Source organism: Ruegeria sp. CF4, assembly GCF_056537345.1.
Genome location: NZ_JBQFRJ010000003.1, coordinates 315,533 through 332,115, shown reverse-complemented (window position 1 = coordinate 332,115; position 16,583 = coordinate 315,533). Strand labels below are relative to the sequence as shown.

Genomic DNA, 16,583 nt, shown 5'->3' with positions numbered 1-16,583 from the left:
ATCAAGCAGTATAGTCACACCCATCCGCACCAGGCGCTCAACCTGTTCGTGACTGTGGGACAGATTAGCGATTACATCGGGCATGGGCATTGTTGAATAGCCTGCTGGATGTAGAGCGGTTACATGGGGATCGCGGCTATAACGCGGATTGGTTCAGAGAAGCATCAGGCGGCAAAGGTATGTGCGCGTGATCCCTCGTAGCAAACAGCCCAAGGCACCGGTGACGCACGAAAAGCGCAGTTGTAAATGGCGCAACTGGATTGAGATCATGTTCAGCAGGTTCAAGGATTGGAGGCATGTCGCAATCCGCTACGACAGGTGCATTAAAGTGCTCCTGCCCGCCCTCATCATTTTCTAGTTACGGGTTGTGAGCCCGGGCATTCTATTTTTCAAATTTGCTTTTAATTGGAAAGTAGGACTCTAAGAATGAGCTCACCATTTGGTCAACTTTGTCTTTCCTTTCTTCGGGCACAGCCGCATCATTCAGGCATATATATTTTTTACGTTTTTCTACCTTCATTTGCTCACTAAGAGAGAGTTCCAATTTTGGCGAAAAGAGTGGTATATAGCAATGATCAGCCTCACAACAAACAGCCCGCCCAGTCATCAGTGCATAGTGGGAATAAAGGAAAGAGATTGGTGGTATATCACTTGGTTCTCTAAATTTGTTTGACGAAGTCACCGCAAACTCTTCCACATATCGCTGCTGCAATTCGTACATAACAGAGCGCTGAGTAGCATAAGGTACATGCTTAATCATGGAGGAAGGAGAAACACCAAAGTCTCTCCGGAAAATCTTTACGACTTTGGCACTCGCCTTGATGAAGCTGTGATCCCTATCTTCGAGGAGTTCTGGGATCACAAACATGTTATCCGTATAAACCTTCGCAATCCCATTCGGATCAAAAAAATCATCTTGCGAAGCTAGCTTTCCAGCCATCATGTCGTCATTAAAGTAGATAAAGTGCTCCGAAAGATCTTCAATCTCATGGAGATGAGATTCAATACTATGGGAGTTAAAAGTTGGAAGGTGATCTATATCGGAGAAGATCTCTTCGTGGTTAACCAGCCTGACACGATTATAATTCGTGTCTAACCAATCTGGTGTCTGCCCTGCAGTGACAATAAATACTTTCCGCACAAATGGCATAAACATCTCGATTGACCGAAGTGCGTATCGAAGCTCATCGCGACTTTTGAACCTCTCGCCTATTGCCCCCGGATGAGCACCGTGCTGAGCGGCATACTCTGCCTTTTGTTTCCTCCATTCACTATCGTCTCCATCCACCCACGTAAATACGACATCTACCGGGAAGTTAGGTTTAGTCGTATCGGTAAACTCGCTATTGATATTATCAATCGTGTCCAAACCCTTGAACAAACCAAAATGTGGAACGCGGGAGACAACGCTAGAAGGTCGATTTACTGAGAGAAATTTTCGTCCATATCGCTCCATCTCGCGCCAGATTGCAATTTCAACCAATGAAACATAGTCGTGCAAATCGTCGGAATACCTAATAATCGCGACATCATATGCCACCCGCATCCCGCGTTTTCTTAGTTTACGGCCTGAAATGGGTTTGTTTTCTTTGTATAAAAATCGAATACTCTCATCATCCGCACAGTCTTTCAAAACCACTGCTAGGAATTTTTCGGCCTCACTCTCTGGTATATTTATTCTAGAGACACCTTCCTCCACAGCCCCACCCAAAATCGGGTTTAGATTCCGCACTCGCGCGAGACCAACTAATCTTTCGGCCATGTTCTTATTTTGCTCGGAGTCAGCTATTACTACCACAGGTTTATTTTTATTGAATATTCTTAATTTAGGTGGTTTCATGAGGATAAAAATCTTTGTGCAGATTAAATCGGTCAAGCGCACCGAGTTGGCGACTTTGCGGCTTCGCCCTATTTGACGTATCCGCCTGTGAAGTTCAAGCCAAAGCATGAGGGGTGTCGAACGGATATGAAACCTAGAATGTAGATATGTACGGACTCTCGGGAGCTTCCGATAACATCCCAGTTTTGGGAAGGAGGGAGTTTTCATGACAGGCGATCAACTAGAGATTCAGCGTAAGCTTCGTGTTCTGCAGTGTGTCTAAAAGATCAGATGTGTGAGCAAGACCTGCCGGTATTTTGGCATTGGTCAATCCAGCTTTTATCGATAGCGTGCGACATACCGAGAATTTGGAGAAGAAGGGTTGAAGAGTGGCAAAACCATTCCGAAGTATCCTGTCAATCAAACACCGCCAGAAATTGTTGAGAAGGTTCTTCACCTGCGGCGGAACTACCATCTGGGACCAATTCACATCGTTTGGTACCTGGCTCGTTATCACGGCATCAAGATCTTCGATGCAGGCGTCTATCGCTTTCTCCGGCGCTATGACCTGAACCGGCTTCCACAAAGAACTAGGGGACGCGTTTCGGTGGGCTCTGCACTTCTGGCCACACAAGGTCTCGGATCTTTCCCTCTGATACCAATCTGAGCGTGAAACTCAACATCTCAGGTGCCCTGCGCTACAGATGACGTAAGTTTGACTATTCGCGTGGGTCAAACTGCAGCCATTTGATGTTTTGTCTTCCGACAATGGCTCTGGGCTAACCCCACGGCTTGCGAAGCCTTTGCATAGTAGATGGCTATTGATGAGGGAGTAAAATCAAAACGAACGTCAAAAAACTGACCACTGAGTTATTGACTCCAACAGAAAATAGAGCAAACGAATGTGCTCCTGCAGGCACACTTCAAACTTTGTCACAGTGCTTCCGGTAAGCTACACGTCATGAAGCGCACTCTACACATGAATTCTCAAACAATTGTTTTCATTGAAAAAAGTGGTGAGCCGTGCAGGATTCGAACCTGCGACCCACTGATTAAAAGTCAGTTGCTCTACCAACTGAGCTAACGGCCCACTCTTTTGTTCGGATCTTAATGATCCGTGGCGCTCTGTAAGGCATTTTCCCAACCGGGTTCAAGACCTTATTTGCACCGCGTTTCGCCGGTTTCCTAGACAGGATCGGCGTCCCGATAGGCGGCCTAATTAGGCAGGTGGCGCAGGGGGGTCAACCCCTTTTTTCAGGAATCTGCGCGATAGGGTGGATTCATCTTCTGACCGGGGTTATATGCCCGCCATGCAACGTATTAACGACACCGGTTTGCCCTTCATGAAGATGCACGGGCTGGGCAATGACTTTGTCATTGTGGATGCGCGCGCGCAGGCGGTTTCGATCACTCCTGCACAGGTTGAGGGAATCGGGCATCGTCAATTCGGTGTCGGCTTTGATCAGCTGGCCGTGATTGAAAACGGCCAGGCCGATGCGCATCTGGTGTTCTACAATTCCGATGGCTCGACCTCGGCCGCCTGCGGAAACGCGACCCGGTGCATTGCACGGTTCCTGATGGATGAGACAGGCAAATCCGAGTTGACCCTGACGACCGAGCGTGGAACGCTCTATGCGCGGGATGCAGGCGACGGCCTGACCTCGGTCAATATGGGACATCCGCAAACGGACTGGCAGGACATTCCCTTGGCCGAGGATGTGGATACGCTGGAATTGCCCATCGAAGGCGGCCCGACCGCCACAGGTATGGGTAACCCGCATTGTACCTTCTTCGTTGAAAATGCCGAAGCGATCCCGCTGGCCGAATTTGGCGCGCGGTATGAATATCATCCGCTTTATCCCGAGCGGACCAATGTGCAGGTCGCGCAGGTAATCGGCCCGGACCATATCCGCATGCGTGTCTGGGAACGCGGCGTTGGAATTACGCTCGCCTCCGGCTCGTCCTCTTGTGCCACTGCGGTGGCGGCTGCACGGCGGGGTCTAACCGGGCGGAAGGTGCAGATCGATCTGGATGGCGGCACCATCTGGATTGACTGGCGCGAGGATGGTGTTTGGATGACCGGACCAACGGCTCATGTCTTCTCGGGCACGCTGACGCCGGAGTTTCTGGGGTCGCTGGGATGAACCCGCCAAAGTTTGCCACTCTGGGCTGCCGCCTGAACGCCTACGAGACCGAGGCGATGAAAGAGCTGTCGCAGCAAGCCGGCTTGACGGATGCAGTTGTCGTCAACACCTGTGCCGTGACCGCCGAGGCGGTCCGCAAGGCCCGTCAGGAGATCCGCAAGCTGAGGCGCGAGAATCCCAATGCACGACTGATCGTCACGGGGTGCGCCGCACAGACCGAACCTCAGACCTTTGCCGAAATGGATGAGGTTGACGCAGTTATTGGCAACACCGAAAAGATGCAGCCTGAGACCTGGAAGGGCATGGCCGCGGACTTCATCGGCGAGACCGAGACGGTACAGGTCGACGACATCATGTCCGTCACGGAAACGGCGGGCCACCTGATCGATGGCTTTGGCACACGCTCCCGCGCTTATGTACAGGTCCAGAACGGATGTGACCACCGCTGCACGTTCTGCATCATTCCATATGGCCGAGGAAACTCGCGCAGCGTCCCTGCGGGCGTCGTGGTGGATCAGATCAAACGGCTGGTGGACAAGGGTTACAACGAAGTGGTCCTGACCGGCGTGGACCTGACCTCCTGGGGTGCCGATCTGCCCGCGCAACCCAGACTGGGCGATCTGGTGATGCGGATCCTTAAGCTGGTGCCCGACCTGCCGCGCCTGCGTATCAGCTCGATCGACTCGATCGAAGTGGATGAGAACCTGATGCAGGCCATCGCGACCGAGTCCCGACTGATGCCCCATCTGCACTTGTCCCTGCAACATGGCGATGATTTGATCCTGAAACGGATGAAACGCCGCCATCTGCGCGACGATGCGATCCACTTTGCCGAAGAGGTCCGCAAGCTGCGCCCCGATATGACCTTCGGTGCCGATATCATTGCAGGCTTCCCCACTGAAACGGACGCACATTTTGAGAACTCGCTGAAACTCGTCAAAGAGTGCGACCTGACCTGGTTGCATGTCTTCCCGTATTCGAAACGCGAAGGCACCCCAGCGGCCCGCATACCGCAGCAGGTCAACGGAAACATCATCAAAGAGCGCGCCGCCCGCCTGCGCGCCGCCGGAGAATCTCAGGTTACCAAGCATCTGTCCGCCCAGATCGGCAAAACCCACAACATCCTGATGGAGAACCCGATGATGGGCCGCACTGAACAATTCACCGAAGTGACCTTCGACACGGCCCAACCCGAAGGCCAGATCATAACCGCCACGATCCAGGGGCACACGACCACGCAATTACGAGCCTGATCCGCCCTTCATTTGGCTAAAAATATCTCGGGGTTGAATTGGCCGCAGGCCAAGAAGGGGCTGGCCCCTTCAGCATCGCCGCAACAAAAAAACCCCCGCCACCCAAAGGGCGCGGGGGTAATCAGCTTAAATTTCCTGAACTCAGTCCAGACGCTTACCCTTTACAGGTGCCCACAGACGCTTGTTCACAAGGTACAGCAGCACCGACAGAACGGTCAGGAACAGAACACCTACGAAACCGGCATTCTTACGCTCCATCATCTTCGGTTCGGCAGTCCACATCAGGAAGGCCGCGATGTCCTCGGACATGGCTTCAACCGTGGCCGGGTGACCATCGGCGAACTCAACCTGATCCTCAGACAGCGGCGGAGCCATCGAAATCCAGCCTCCCGGGAAGGCCGTGTTTTCGTACAGGATGGTACCTGCTTCTTCCTTTTCCTTACCGGTATAGCCATCCATCAACGAGGCGATGTATTCCGCCCCGCCCATGCCTTTGACCAACTGGTTGATGCCCAGACCATAGGGACCGTGGAAGCCCGCACGAGCCTTGGCCATCAGGCTCAGGTCCGGTGCGCCAACACCGTCATTGGCCGGGAAGTGGTCAGTTGGAATCGCCGGGCGGAAATCGTCCTGCTCGGAGTCGAACACTTCGAAGTTGCCGGCCGCATAAGCGATCACTTCTTCTTCCGAATACCCCAGCGCTTCCAGATCGCGCAGCGGCACATATTTCAAGCCGTGGCAAGCTGCACAGACTTCGGTGTAAACCTGAAGGCCGCGCTGAAGCTGGTTCTGATCCCAGGTGCCAAAAGGCCCTTCGAACGAAAACTGAAAGTCTTCGATGTGCTGCTCATATGCGCCTGCCGCCTGTGATGCGGCAGGAGCGATAGCCAAAGCAAGGGCGGCACCGATTGCAAGTTTCTTGAACATGTTTCCGGTCCCTCTTCTTACTCGGCCGGCGTGGCGTCGGCGTCAGCCTTGCCATAATGCGCGTTGAAGTCTTCTTCGATGGTTTCCGGCTGCGCCTCGGGTTTTTCTATGACACCCAGGATCGGCAGGATCACGAAGAAATAGGCGAACCAGTAGGCGGACGCGATCAGCGAGAAAGTCGCATAAGGCTCTTCCGCGGGCATCGCACCCAGCCACATCAGGGCAAAGAAGTCGATGATCAGCAGGTAGAACCACCACTTGAACATCGGACGGTATTTGCCCGAGCGCACGCTCGAGGTGTCCAGCCAGGGCGCCAGAGCCATGGCCAGGATCGCACCGAACATCGCAATCACACCAAAGAACTTGGCGTCGACGATGCCGCCGGTGATGAAGCTGGCGAACTGCACGACCCAGACCTCACCGGTGAAGGCACGCAGGATCGCATAGAACGGCAGGAAGTACCATTCGGGCACGATATGTGCGGGCGTAACCAGCGGGTTGGCTTCAATATAGTTGTCCGGGTGGCCCAGATAGTTCGGCATGAAGCCGACAACCGCCCAGAACACCACCAGGATCACGGCCAGTGCGAACAGGTCCTTGATCACGAAGTAGGGCCAGAAGGGCAGCGTGTCTTTCTCGGCCTCGGCTTTCGAACCACGGCGCACTTCAACACCTGTCGGGTTGTTGTTGCCGGTGGTGTGGAAGGCCCAGATGTGCACGATCACCAGCGCCGCGATGACAAACGGCAGCAGATAGTGCAGCGAGAAGAAACGGTTCAGCGTCGCGTTGTCCACTGCAGGTCCGCCCAGCAGCCAGGTCTGGATCGCTTCACCCACAAACGGGATTGCGCCAAACAGGCCGGTGATCACGGTCGCACCCCAGAAAGACATCTGACCCCAGGGCAGAACATAGCCCATGAAGGCGGTGCCCATCATCATCAGGTAGATCAGCATCCCGATGATCCACGTGATTTCACGCGGGGCTTTGTACGAGCCGTAGAAAAGGCCGCGGAAGATGTGAATGTAGACCGCAACAAAGAACAGCGATGCGCCGTTCATGTGCAGGTAGCGCAGCATATAGCCGCCATTCACGTTGCGCATGATGTGTTCGATGCTGGCGAAAGCCAGATCAACATGCGGGGTGTAGTGCATCACCAGAACGATACCGGTGACGATTTGCAGCGCCAGGCAGAACGCCAGGACGATGCCCCAGATCCACCACCAGTTCAGGTTCTTGGGGGTGGGGATCATGATGGTGTCGTAAATCAGGCCGACGATGGGCAGACGGCTGTTCAGCCACTTCTCGCCGTTTGTCTTCGGCTCGTAATGATCGTGGGGAATTCCGGACATACGTGGGGTCTCCCTTAGCCGAGTTTAATGGTTGTTGCGTCGACCCATTCGGCGGGCGGAACAGGCAGGTTTTCAGGCGCGGGTCCTTTGCGGATCCGACCAGCCAGATCGTAGTGCGACCCGTGGCAAGGGCAGAACCAGCCACCAAAGTCGCCAGCATCGCCCAGCGGCACGCAGCCGAGGTGTGTACAAACGCCCATCTGAACGATCCATGCACCCGCCGCTTCGCCTTCGGGTGAAGGCATCACGCGGTTTGCATCCGTTGCCGGCGCGTCTGCGTTGATGTTGAAGTTGCGAGCGAGCGGGTCAGGCAGGTTGCCCACCGCTTCTTCGTCCTGCTGCTGCGCTTCGGCAATCTCGGCGCCGGTGCGGTGACGGATAAAGACCGGTTTACCCAGCCACTTAACGGTCAGCTGCGTTCCTGGCTCTACCCCGCTCACGTCGGTGCGGATCGAGGACAGCGCCTGAACGTCTGCCGACGGGTTCATTTGGTTGATCAGGGGCCATACGGCTGCACCGGTCGCAACAACACCTGCGCCGCCAGCGACGTAATACAGGAAATCTCTGCGGGTGCCTTCGTGGTCTTCTGCGTGGGACACGAGGTTTTCTCCGATTGTCTGGCGCCCGCGGACGGGCAAATAGCTCGCGCACCGCACGAATGCGGTGTCTTAACCGCGCTGTCTATCGGGGAGATTAGTGTTCGTCTAGCGGTCATAAACGCGCAATACGCCGCATCTGGGTTTTTTATCACAGCGCACCTGACATTTTTGATGTTTCAGCGCCGCATCTTTTCCCGAGCCTTCGAATCGAAAGGTTTGATTCGGGCGTCGGCGTAATGCCCAAGCAGAATCAGGGCTGAGGGCGTTCAGATGGCATCCGTTGCACTGGATTGACGCGGAACCGTGCAAAATCCAGGGCACAGAATCGATTTTGTTCACCCGTAAATGACAGGTCTGAAATAGATCATTATTTCCGGAAGGTATTAAGCCATTTCCTGTTGCACTTTTTACGCGAATGCCGGAAATCGCGGCGCGCGCGAACGTTGAACAGGAGATCCCGATGTCAAAGACCCCCTTGGCCGCCGTTCTGTTAACAATTGCACTGTCCACGCAGGTCGCCGCCGCCGGAGACCCTGCCAAAGGCAAACAGCTTTATAACCGCTGCTCATCTTGCCACGCGATCATCAAAGATGGCGAGGTTCTGGTAAAAGGCGGCATTACCGGGCCGAATCTCTATGGCGTGGTCGGTCGCATTGCCGGAACGGAGTACGACTACCTGAACGGCAGTGAACGCCTGCCTATCGGGATGTTCACGGATGATATGATCCGCGCCGGGCAAGAAGGTCTTGTCTGGACCGAAGAAAATGTCGCCAGCTATTCCGAAGATCCTGTCGGGTTCATTCAGGATTATCTGGGCGACGAAACTGCGCGCCCGAACATGAGCGTCAAACTGAAAAAAGGGGCAGCGGATATTGCGGCCTACCTGGCCACTTTCAGCACGCCATAAGCACCACGCAGGCTCAGCCTGGTGGCCGCGTCGCTATCATGCTGGGCCGTTCACTGAAGGCGGTATACCAAGTCGCCAGCGCATCATTGCCTCTGCGCCACCCTCGCGCGTCGTGGCGCAAGTCGAGATAGCCCAGCGCGCACCCAACCGCGATCTGACCCATATCCAACGGGCCTGAAAGATGCGCCATCCAGCGCTGGTTCAGCGTAGCGCAGGCGCGTTCGATCTTGCTCCACTGCGCGTCGACCCATTCGTCCCACTGCTTGTCCTCGGGCCGCAAACTGCTTTCATAAGTCATCAGCAGCGCCGCATCGAGAATTCCATCCGCCAGCGCCTCAAGCGTCAGCACATCCCAATGCCGGGATCCCTCGGGATAGAGCCCCGCTTGCGCCCGCGCATCCAGAAAAGCGCAGATCACCCGGCTGTCGAACAGCGTTGGCCCATCGGGACGCTCAAGCGCGGGGACCTTGGTCAACGGGGCTTTTCCGATCAGCGGCTCAGCCGGAGAGACAGGCGTGCTCGCAACAGTTTCCAACATGACATCCTCAATCTGGCCAGTCTCATGCAACAGCACCGTGACTTTGCGCACGTAAGGTGAGGTCGGGCTGTGGTAAAGCTTCATGTCCTGTCTCCTTGTTTGCGGTGCAGACTACAGAAGCCAGATCAAACAAAACCCGTCAGAATTCGGCTTCGCCCTTCATCAAATCCCTCAGCGCGTGCAGTTCAGCCCCAAGCCCATCCTCGGCAATACGGTCTGCTGCGCTCAGGCGGGCCGCATCAGGCTTGTTCTGGTTCAGCTTCCACGTCCCGTGGATCTCGCTGATCCGCAACCGACAAGGCACGATCATCCTCAGGAACCGCTCCATCACATCGTCGGACAGTTTCGAGACTAACCAAGGTGGTTTCGGCAGCAACCGGTTCTCAAAGAACGCACTCTGTCGATCCAATAGATCCCGCAACTCCTCCTGCGAGCGCAGCTCAAGCTCACCTGTCAAATGAACCGCCACATAATTCCATGTCGGCACCTGATCTTCGATCCCGTACCAGTCAGGTGAGACATACCCATCCGGCCCGGAAACCGCGATCCGCGCCGCTTGCGGCTGTTTCAGCGCCCGCACGATTGGGTTCGAACGGACCAGATGCAGCTCAACCCAGGACGCATCCGCACTTAGCAGAAACGGCACATGGCTCATGAGCGGGGCGGAATCGGTCGATACTGCCAACACCCCGAAGGAACGGTCGCGGGCAAAGGCAATGTGACGCTCAGCGGCTTCGGCCCGAAAGGCGGGATTGGGGTGCATGATGATCCTCCTGCCAATTTCTCTTGCAGAAGCGACGCGCCCTTGGCAAGGTCCGCGTTGTTCTCAGGGCGGGGCGAAATTCCCCACCGGCGGTATGCGGGCCACGACCCGTAAGCCCGCGAGCGGCTCGGCCGTGTCCACGATCCGAAGAGCGGGAAGCGGTTTTCGGACAAATTGTGGAACCACGTACGAGTGACAGCAGATCTGGTGAGAGGCCAGAGCCGACGGTTACAGTCCGGATGGAAGAGAACGTGCAGCGTGCCGCAAGCCGGTGCGCCTGCTCGTGATCGCCTTGGGTGACGTGTCATGCCGGGCTGGCAGCGAAAAGTGGGAACCGGTTTTCGCGATTGCCAGCAGGCCACCAAACTGAAAGGAGATCATGATGACACACACCCGCTATGCTTTTATCAAAGCCAACTGGCATTCCGATATCGTTGATCGCGCGCTGGACGGGTTTCTGGAGCTTATCCCCGCCGAGCAGGTTGATGTGTTAGACGTGCCCGGTGCATTTGAGATGCCCCTGCTGGCGCACGACCTGGCCCAGACCGGACGCTATGCCGCCGTGGCCTGCGCTGCCTTCGTTGTGGATGGGGGCATCTATAGACATGATTTCGTGGCCCAAGCCGTGGTCGATGGCCTGATGCGCGCCAGTCTCGATACTGGCGTTCCGGTCCTGTCAGTCTCACTGACGCCGCATCAGTACCAGGAGACCGAGCATCACAACGCGATCTACCGCACCCATTTCGTGGAAAAGGGGCGCGAAGCTGCACGCGCCGCGCTGAAAATCATCGAGACCCGCACGACACTGAGCCGTGCAGCGTAAGCACAACAGGTTGGGGCACCCCTGCCCCAACCGCAAATCCGCTTGAGACTGCGGCCCTTGCCCGCTAATCACATCGCGCAAAGGAGCACGCCCCATGTCGATGAACAGCTTTGGACACCTCTTCCGCGTCACCACCTGGGGCGAAAGCCACGGGCCTGCATTGGGTGCCACCGTCGACGGCTGCCCTCCGGGCGTGACGATTGACGAGGGCATGATCCAGCACTGGCTGGACAAGCGCAAACCGGGGCAGAACAAGTTCACGACCCAGCGGCGCGAACCCGATCAGGTGAAAATCCTTTCGGGCGTGTTCGAGGGCCAGACCACTGGCACCCCCGTGCAACTGATGATCGAGAACACCGATCAGCGTTCGAAAGACTACGGCGATATCATGGACAAGTTCCGCCCGGGTCATGCCGATATCACCTATTGGCAGAAATACGGCATCCGTGATTATCGCGGCGGCGGGCGCAGCTCGGCCCGGGAAACCGCCTCGCGTGTCGCGGCAGGCGGGCTGGCACGCGAGGCCATCAAACAGATCGCACCGAATGTGCAGATCACCGGCTATATGACCCAGATCGGCCCGCACAAAATCGACCGCGGTAATTTCGATTGGTCGCAGATCGAACAGAACCCGTTCTGGACCCCGGATGCGCAAGCTGCCGAGGGCTGGGCCACTTACCTGGATGACCTACGCAAGTCCGGGAACTCGGTCGGCGCCGTGGTTGAGGTCGTCGCACGCGGCGTTCCTGCTGGGCTTGGTGCTCCTGTATATGCCAAGTTAGACACTGATCTGGCTGCCGCAATGATGTCGATTAACGCTGTCAAAGGCGTTGAGATCGGCGAAGGGATGGCCGCCGCTGAACTGACCGGCGAAGCCAACGCGGACGAGATCTTCATGGGGCAGGACGGCCCCCAATACAGCTCCAACCACGCGGGCGGCATTCTGGGCGGCATTTCGACCGGGCAAGACGTCGTGGTACGGTTCGCGGTCAAGCCGACCTCGTCGATCCTGACCACGCGCAAAACCATCACCAAATCCGGTGAAGAGACCGAGATCATCACTAAGGGCCGTCACGACCCCTGTGTTGGTATCCGTGCCGTCCCGGTGGGTGAGGCAATGATGGCCTGCGTGATCCTCGATCACCTGCTGCTGCATCGCGGTCAGATTGGCGAGAACCGTGGACATATCGGCTGATCTGCGCACGCGGCTGCGCAGCATCGTCGCGCAGCATATGCAGACCGACCCGGCGCATGATCTGGCCCATCTGGATCGCGTCTGGGTGAACGCGCAAGCCATGGCGGACGAACAGACCGACAGATCGGTGCTGCTGGCCGCCTGCTATCTGCACGATCTGGTCAACCTGCCCAAGGATTCGCCTGATCGGCATCTGGCGTCGCGCCAATCCGCTGCTGAATCAGAGTCTATTCTTCAGGATTTGGGCTTCAACCCAACCAAGATCAGTGCCACACAACACGCCATCGCAGCGCATAGCTATTCGGCCAACATCCCGCCCGAAACGTCCGAGGCACGGATACTGCGCGATGCCGACCGGCTGGATGCGCTTGGTGCGATCGGCATCGCACGCACATTCTCGGTGTCGGGCGCATTGGGCCGGGTTCTTTACGATCCGGCCGATCCCTTTGCGGATGCGCGGCCCCTGGACGATCTGCGGTTCTCGCTGGACCACTGGAAGGTTAAGCTGCTGAACCTGCCAGATGAGATGCTGACAGACACGGGCCGCCAGATCGCGCGACAACGCGCTGACCGCATGATCCGGTTTCTGGAAGAGTTTGGCGACGAGATCGGTCACAAGCTGCCCGGCCACTGGAAATCGACCTGATTGGTACAATCCTGTCGTTGATCTTTTGCCGCCAAAGGCGCAGGGTCGCGGCCAATGGCAAAATCGTTAACATCGCATCGACCCGTACTGGCCGTGGGTCTGAAACTCAGCGCGCTGATGTTGTTCACATCAATGTCCGCGCTGGTCAAAGCGTTGTCGACCGATTTTCCTCCGGGCGAGCTGGTGTTTTTCCGGTCGCTCTTCGCCATTCCGGTGATCATCGCGTGGCTCGTCTGGCGTGGTGAACTGGCACAAGGCTTTGTGGTCAAGAAACCGATGGGTCATTTCTGGCGCGGCGTATTGGGCACCAGCGCCATGGGGCTGACCTTTACAGGCCTCAGCCTGCTCCCCCTGCCTGAGGTTACTGCCATTGGCTATGCCACGCCGATCTTCACCCTGATTCTGGCAGCGGTGATCTTGGGCGAACGCATTCGCATGATCCGAATCGGAGCGGTGGCATTGGGTTTGCTCGGGGTGCTGATCATGATCTGGCCACGGCTCGGCAGCACGCAGATGGAAGTGGCGGCGACCATGGGTGCATTATGCGTGCTCGCAGCGACCTTCGCCCGCGCCTTTGTTCAGATCCATATCCGGCAGTTGGTCAAGGTCGACCACCCCGCCGCAATCGTTTTCTATTTCTCAATGACTGCTACCTTGCTTTCAAGCCTGACGGCATTCTGGGGGTGGACAATACCCACGATAAATCAGGCTCTAATACTGGTCACTATGGGGTTGATTGGTGGAATCGCGCAGATACTCGTCACCTCGTCTTATCGCTTCGGGCAGGCCTCGATGTTGGCGCCTTATGACTATTCGACCATGCTGTTTGCAATTGTCATTGGCTATGTCTGGTTCGACGAACTGCCGACGGTGGCGATCCTGATCGGGGCGGTGCTGGTGATCGCGGGCAATGTTGTCGTGATCTGGCGCGAGCATCAGTTGGGGCTGGAACGAGGCAAGGCGCGCGCCGTCACCGATCCCAAAGCCTGACCTTTACCTTTCGCAGACTTCGCCTAGGTTGGGCCGGGCAATGAAAGAGGTTTCCAGATGAGCGACGCGCAGGATCACAAGGAAAAGATGCAGAAGGTGCAGGCCCAGCACCGCAAGAAAGTGTCCGAGGCCGTTGACCCGGGTCGCGGTCTGGTGCTGATCAACACCGGCAAGGGCAAGGGCAAATCATCTGCCGCCTTTGGTGTGGTGATCCGCGCATTGGGTTGGGGTCAAAAGGTTGCCGTAGTCCAGTTCATCAAGGGCAAGTGGAAAACCGGCGAGCGGCGTTTCTTTGAAGAGCGGGATCTGGTCACCTGGCACACGATGGGTGAGGGCTTCACCTGGGACACCCAAGACCGCGAGCGCGACATTGCAGCGGCCACCTCGGCCTTTGGCAAGGCCTGTGATCTGATGGCCAGTGGTGAGTATGATCTGGTCGTTCTCGACGAAATCAATATCGCCCTGCGTTATGAATATCTTTCTGTAGAGAGTGTTATCGAAGGTCTGAAAGCCCGATCGGACAAGACCAGCGTATTCTTGACGGGCCGCGATGCGCCGCAAGCGCTGCGCGATTATGCCGATCTGGTAACGGAAATGACCGAAGAAAAACACCCGTTCCAAGCCGGGATCAAGGCCCAGCGCGGCGTGGATTTCTAACGCTGAAAACTGTTTTCATTCAGGCTGCGTGTCGATACGCGGCCTGCCAGTGTCGTCGGGGTTTGCAAGTCGAGCCTCCGGCACCTCTCCGCATCGCAGGTTTTGCGATCGAGATAGACCTCAACCTCTGAGCTCAGCGCGTCGCAATCACAAGAAGCGCAGCAAGGATCTGACATCAGCTCTTCGAATCGAGTGCGCATGGGACCTCCGCTGATCGTTTCCAGGACGGCGGCGGGTCTTCACTGTGTTGCTTGCAGAGCCACAGGTCGCCCCGGAACCTAGTGTCTAATATTGTCATCCGGCGTTACTATTATCTGAGTTTTTTCATTAGTCTTTTCAAGCCTGAAAACACTCACCACATCTAGCTTGAACTGCTGATACATAAAACATTGCCTAACAAAGGGAAAACCGCGCGAAATCGCGCGGCTTGATTCTTTCAGGCGACAGAAATAATCAGGCGGTCGCGGTCTGCTCGGGTGCGCTGAGCGAGATCACAGCTACCACCGCAGCACCATTCAGCCAGTAGAACCACGCATCAATCCCCGAGAATCCAAGCAGGCTGGGGGCCAGCAGGAAGGTGATGCCGACGATCAGGTCCACGGCCAGATGAAACTTGTAAGGCAGAACCCGCCAAATGCCCAAGTGATGGTCGGTCAGAACCGTCAGAACAAAAGCTGCGACGCCGGTGACAACCGACAACCAGAGCGCCAGCGGATTGGATTGACCCAATCCCAAAACAAAGGGCAGCACCATCAACGCAATGGCGACCGGATAGTCGAGATACGCATGAACAGTGCGGGTGACGAAACGCAGGGACATCTGAACTTCCTTTCCTCAATCAGTGATGGACTAAGGATAGGTGTCCGACTGCGAACGTAGCAGCCCAGATCGTTTACGAGATATTGCAGATCGTTCAGAAGTTAGGGTGGATCAGTGCATGGCCCTGTAAGCAGCGGGCGACACGCCAACCTGCTTCTTGAATACACGCGAGAACGCGGCTTCTGAGGCGTATCCAACCTCAGCCGCGGCATCGGCCACATTCCAACGGCTTTCAGTTAGACCGTGGCAGGCAATCTGCATGCGCCAATCTGTCAGGTATTGCATCGGGGTGGTGCCCATCTTCTCGGCAAAGAGCTGGGCAAAGGCCGTGCGCGACATGGCCGCCTCGCGCGCAAGGGTCGCGACGCTCCATTCCTGTGCCGGAGACTGGTGGAACGCTGTCAACGCGCGTGAGATGCGTGAGTCGGCAAATCCGGCAAGGGCGGCTTCATCAGGGCTTTGGTGTTCCAGATAGGCACGGATCGCCTGCGCAAACAGAACCTCGGACAATTTCAGGGCAATCAGATCACCGCCGATCCGAGCGCCTGACACTTCCGAGCCAATCATGCGCAGCGTGGCCTCGATCCACGATCCCGCCTCTTCCCCATAGTTCTGAATCAGGATGTAAGGCGGCAGCCGATCAATCAGCATATGCCCCGTGCCACCCCGGCCAGCGGGGCCAATGAATGAGAAATGACCGCAGATCAGCTGCGTATCCCGCTCCTCATCCGCACCGCCATAGACCAATACGCCATCGCCCCGATATCCCGCGATCTCAAGCACCTGTTCCAGTGGCAGCGCATCAAACGGCTGAACTTCAGCGCACAGCAACGCATGCGGCGCTCCATGTGGGATCAGAATCAGATCGCCTTGTTTCAGGCGCAGAGTGTCACCCGTCGTCGGAATATGCACCTTCAACTCGCCGCGCTGGACGAAGTGAAACCGGGCGACGTTTTCGAATCCGGGCACCTGAACGCCAAAGGGCGGGGTAAAGGACGTGCGGAAATAGAAAGTACCGCGCAAAGACAGGCGGGTGAGGATATCGCTGAGAAGGTCCAACATCGTGCAAAGATATCGAGCGGTTCAGACAAGTCCACAGGTTGGAACGATCTGCACAAAGAATTGCACGTTCTGCAACAAAAACCCCCGCCGAA

The 16,583-nt window shown here is 56.4% G+C and carries 16 protein-coding genes, 1 tRNA gene, 2 pseudogenes and 1 riboswitch; of the genes and pseudogenes, 10 read left to right on the top strand and 9 right to left on the bottom strand.

Going from position 1 to position 16,583, the window contains the following annotated elements; translation table 11 throughout:
- Positions 1-36: 36 nt before the first annotated feature.
- Positions 37-358: pseudogene (locus ACR0NF_RS10505) on the top strand (transposase family protein); the annotation flags it as partial.
- Positions 359-382: 24 nt separating this feature from the next.
- Here ACR0NF_RS10505 and ACR0NF_RS10500 read toward each other — a convergent pair.
- Positions 383-1,840: a stealth family protein gene (locus ACR0NF_RS10500; protein ID WP_480471488.1), complete on the bottom strand. Its 1,458-nt coding sequence runs from the start codon at positions 1,838-1,840 to the stop codon at positions 383-385.
- Between the two features lie 265 nt (positions 1,841-2,105).
- On the opposite strand from ACR0NF_RS10500, the pseudogene ACR0NF_RS10495 reads away from it, so the two are divergent.
- A pseudogene (locus tag ACR0NF_RS10495) lies at positions 2,106-2,420 on the top strand (transposase family protein); the annotation flags it as partial.
- A gap of 413 nt (positions 2,421-2,833) precedes the next feature.
- Here ACR0NF_RS10495 and ACR0NF_RS10490 read toward each other — a convergent pair.
- Positions 2,834-2,909, bottom strand: a tRNA-Lys gene (locus ACR0NF_RS10490).
- Between the two features lie 211 nt (positions 2,910-3,120).
- On the opposite strand from ACR0NF_RS10490, the gene dapF reads away from it, so the two are divergent.
- Entirely contained in the window at positions 3,121-3,963 is an 843-nt protein-coding gene (gene dapF, locus ACR0NF_RS10485) for a diaminopimelate epimerase (protein WP_480471941.1), read from the top strand.
- Positions 3,960-5,216: a tRNA (N(6)-L-threonylcarbamoyladenosine(37)-C(2))-methylthiotransferase MtaB gene (gene mtaB / locus ACR0NF_RS10480; protein ID WP_480660693.1), complete on the top strand. Its 1,257-nt coding sequence runs from the start codon at positions 3,960-3,962 to the stop codon at positions 5,214-5,216. Before dapF ends, mtaB begins: the two co-directional genes overlap by 4 nt.
- Positions 5,217-5,357: 141 nt before the next feature.
- On the opposite strand, the gene ACR0NF_RS10475 is transcribed toward mtaB, so the two are convergent.
- Genes ACR0NF_RS10475 through petA form a run of 3 tightly spaced genes read right to left on the bottom strand, consistent with a single transcriptional unit; the run spans position 5,358 to position 8,091 of the window.
- Positions 5,358-6,143: a cytochrome c1 gene (locus ACR0NF_RS10475; RefSeq protein WP_480471486.1), complete on the bottom strand. Its 786-nt coding sequence runs from the start codon at positions 6,141-6,143 to the stop codon at positions 5,358-5,360.
- Between the two features lie 17 nt (positions 6,144-6,160).
- The gene (gene petB / locus ACR0NF_RS10470) at positions 6,161-7,492 is read right to left on the bottom strand and encodes a cytochrome b (protein ID WP_480471485.1); all 1,332 of its coding nucleotides are present in this window, start codon (positions 7,490-7,492) and stop codon (positions 6,161-6,163) included.
- A gap of 14 nt (positions 7,493-7,506) precedes the next feature.
- Positions 7,507-8,091 carry a ubiquinol-cytochrome c reductase iron-sulfur subunit gene (gene petA, locus ACR0NF_RS10465; protein ID WP_480471484.1) on the bottom strand — a complete coding sequence of 195 codons (585 nt, stop codon included), beginning with the start codon at positions 8,089-8,091 and terminating at the stop codon, positions 7,507-7,509.
- 460 nt (positions 8,092-8,551) lie between these two features.
- On the opposite strand from petA, the gene ACR0NF_RS10460 reads away from it, so the two are divergent.
- Positions 8,552-8,998 (top strand): c-type cytochrome, encoded by a 447-nt coding sequence (locus ACR0NF_RS10460; RefSeq protein ID WP_480778210.1) that lies wholly within the window; start codon positions 8,552-8,554, stop codon positions 8,996-8,998.
- Between the two features lie 13 nt (positions 8,999-9,011).
- Here the strand turns inward: ACR0NF_RS10460 and ACR0NF_RS10455 are convergent, their stop codons facing one another.
- Both ACR0NF_RS10455 and ACR0NF_RS10450 read right to left on the bottom strand, forming a co-directional pair.
- Positions 9,012-9,620: a glutathione S-transferase gene (locus ACR0NF_RS10455; protein ID WP_480778209.1), complete on the bottom strand. Its 609-nt coding sequence runs from the start codon at positions 9,618-9,620 to the stop codon at positions 9,012-9,014.
- A 55-nt stretch (positions 9,621-9,675) separates the two neighbouring features.
- A complete protein-coding gene (locus ACR0NF_RS10450; protein ID WP_480778208.1) occupies positions 9,676-10,299 on the bottom strand; it encodes an FMN-binding negative transcriptional regulator in 624 nt (207 codons plus the stop codon).
- Between the two features lie 55 nt (positions 10,300-10,354).
- A riboswitch (FMN riboswitch) is annotated at positions 10,355-10,554 on the top strand.
- A gap of 127 nt (positions 10,555-10,681) precedes the next feature.
- On the opposite strand from ACR0NF_RS10450, the gene ACR0NF_RS10445 reads away from it, so the two are divergent.
- From ACR0NF_RS10445 to cobO, 5 genes are all read left to right on the top strand, one after another.
- Complete coding sequence (locus tag ACR0NF_RS10445; protein WP_480471480.1) at positions 10,682-11,122, top strand: 6,7-dimethyl-8-ribityllumazine synthase; 441 nt, start codon at positions 10,682-10,684, stop codon at positions 11,120-11,122.
- A 94-nt stretch (positions 11,123-11,216) separates the two neighbouring features.
- The gene (gene aroC, locus ACR0NF_RS10440) at positions 11,217-12,317 is read left to right on the top strand and encodes a chorismate synthase (protein WP_480667790.1); all 1,101 of its coding nucleotides are present in this window, start codon (positions 11,217-11,219) and stop codon (positions 12,315-12,317) included.
- On the top strand, positions 12,301-12,963 hold the full coding sequence (locus tag ACR0NF_RS10435) for an HD domain-containing protein (protein WP_480667789.1): 663 nt from the start codon (positions 12,301-12,303) through the stop codon (positions 12,961-12,963). The genes aroC and ACR0NF_RS10435 overlap by 17 nt, the downstream gene beginning before the upstream one ends.
- A 54-nt stretch (positions 12,964-13,017) precedes the next feature.
- Positions 13,018-13,953 (top strand): DMT family transporter, encoded by a 936-nt coding sequence (locus ACR0NF_RS10430; RefSeq protein WP_480778207.1) that lies wholly within the window; start codon positions 13,018-13,020, stop codon positions 13,951-13,953.
- A 57-nt stretch (positions 13,954-14,010) separates the two neighbouring features.
- Positions 14,011-14,610 carry a cob(I)yrinic acid a,c-diamide adenosyltransferase gene (gene cobO, locus ACR0NF_RS10425; protein ID WP_480471476.1) on the top strand — a complete coding sequence of 200 codons (600 nt, stop codon included), beginning with the start codon at positions 14,011-14,013 and terminating at the stop codon, positions 14,608-14,610.
- Positions 14,611-15,063: 453 nt separating this feature from the next.
- On the opposite strand, the gene ACR0NF_RS10420 is transcribed toward cobO, so the two are convergent.
- Together ACR0NF_RS10420 and ACR0NF_RS10415 are read right to left on the bottom strand one after the other, a co-directional pair.
- Entirely contained in the window at positions 15,064-15,429 is a 366-nt protein-coding gene (locus tag ACR0NF_RS10420; RefSeq protein WP_480471475.1) for an SPW repeat domain-containing protein, read from the bottom strand.
- A gap of 111 nt (positions 15,430-15,540) precedes the next feature.
- A complete protein-coding gene (locus ACR0NF_RS10415; protein WP_480667788.1) occupies positions 15,541-16,491 on the bottom strand; it encodes an AraC family transcriptional regulator in 951 nt (316 codons plus the stop codon).
- Positions 16,492-16,583 lie beyond the last annotated feature (92 nt).

Bases quoted from the DNA above. Each gene is read 5' to 3' on its own strand.
- petB (WP_480471485.1), bottom strand. From the start codon at position 7,492: ATGTCCGGAATTCCCCACGATCATTACGAGCCGAAGACAAACGGCGAG.
- ACR0NF_RS10500 (WP_480471488.1), bottom strand. From the start codon at position 1,840: ATGAAACCACCTAAATTAAGAATATTCAATAAAAATAAACCTGTGGTA.
- ACR0NF_RS10430 (WP_480778207.1), top strand. From the start codon at position 13,018: ATGGCAAAATCGTTAACATCGCATCGACCCGTACTGGCCGTGGGTCTG.
- ACR0NF_RS10420 (WP_480471475.1), bottom strand. From the start codon at position 15,429: ATGTCCCTGCGTTTCGTCACCCGCACTGTTCATGCGTATCTCGACTAT.
- ACR0NF_RS10450 (WP_480778208.1), bottom strand. From the start codon at position 10,299: ATGCACCCCAATCCCGCCTTTCGGGCCGAAGCCGCTGAGCGTCACATT.
- cobO (WP_480471476.1), top strand. From the start codon at position 14,011: ATGAGCGACGCGCAGGATCACAAGGAAAAGATGCAGAAGGTGCAGGCC.
- ACR0NF_RS10455 (WP_480778209.1), bottom strand. From the start codon at position 9,620: ATGAAGCTTTACCACAGCCCGACCTCACCTTACGTGCGCAAAGTCACG.
- mtaB (WP_480660693.1), top strand. From the start codon at position 3,960: ATGAACCCGCCAAAGTTTGCCACTCTGGGCTGCCGCCTGAACGCCTAC.
- aroC (WP_480667790.1), top strand. From the start codon at position 11,217: ATGTCGATGAACAGCTTTGGACACCTCTTCCGCGTCACCACCTGGGGC.
- ACR0NF_RS10415 (WP_480667788.1), bottom strand. From the start codon at position 16,491: ATGTTGGACCTTCTCAGCGATATCCTCACCCGCCTGTCTTTGCGCGGT.
- ACR0NF_RS10460 (WP_480778210.1), top strand. From the start codon at position 8,552: ATGTCAAAGACCCCCTTGGCCGCCGTTCTGTTAACAATTGCACTGTCC.
- dapF (WP_480471941.1), top strand. From the start codon at position 3,121: ATGCCCGCCATGCAACGTATTAACGACACCGGTTTGCCCTTCATGAAG.
- ACR0NF_RS10475 (WP_480471486.1), bottom strand. From the start codon at position 6,143: ATGTTCAAGAAACTTGCAATCGGTGCCGCCCTTGCTTTGGCTATCGCT.
- ACR0NF_RS10445 (WP_480471480.1), top strand. From the start codon at position 10,682: ATGACACACACCCGCTATGCTTTTATCAAAGCCAACTGGCATTCCGAT.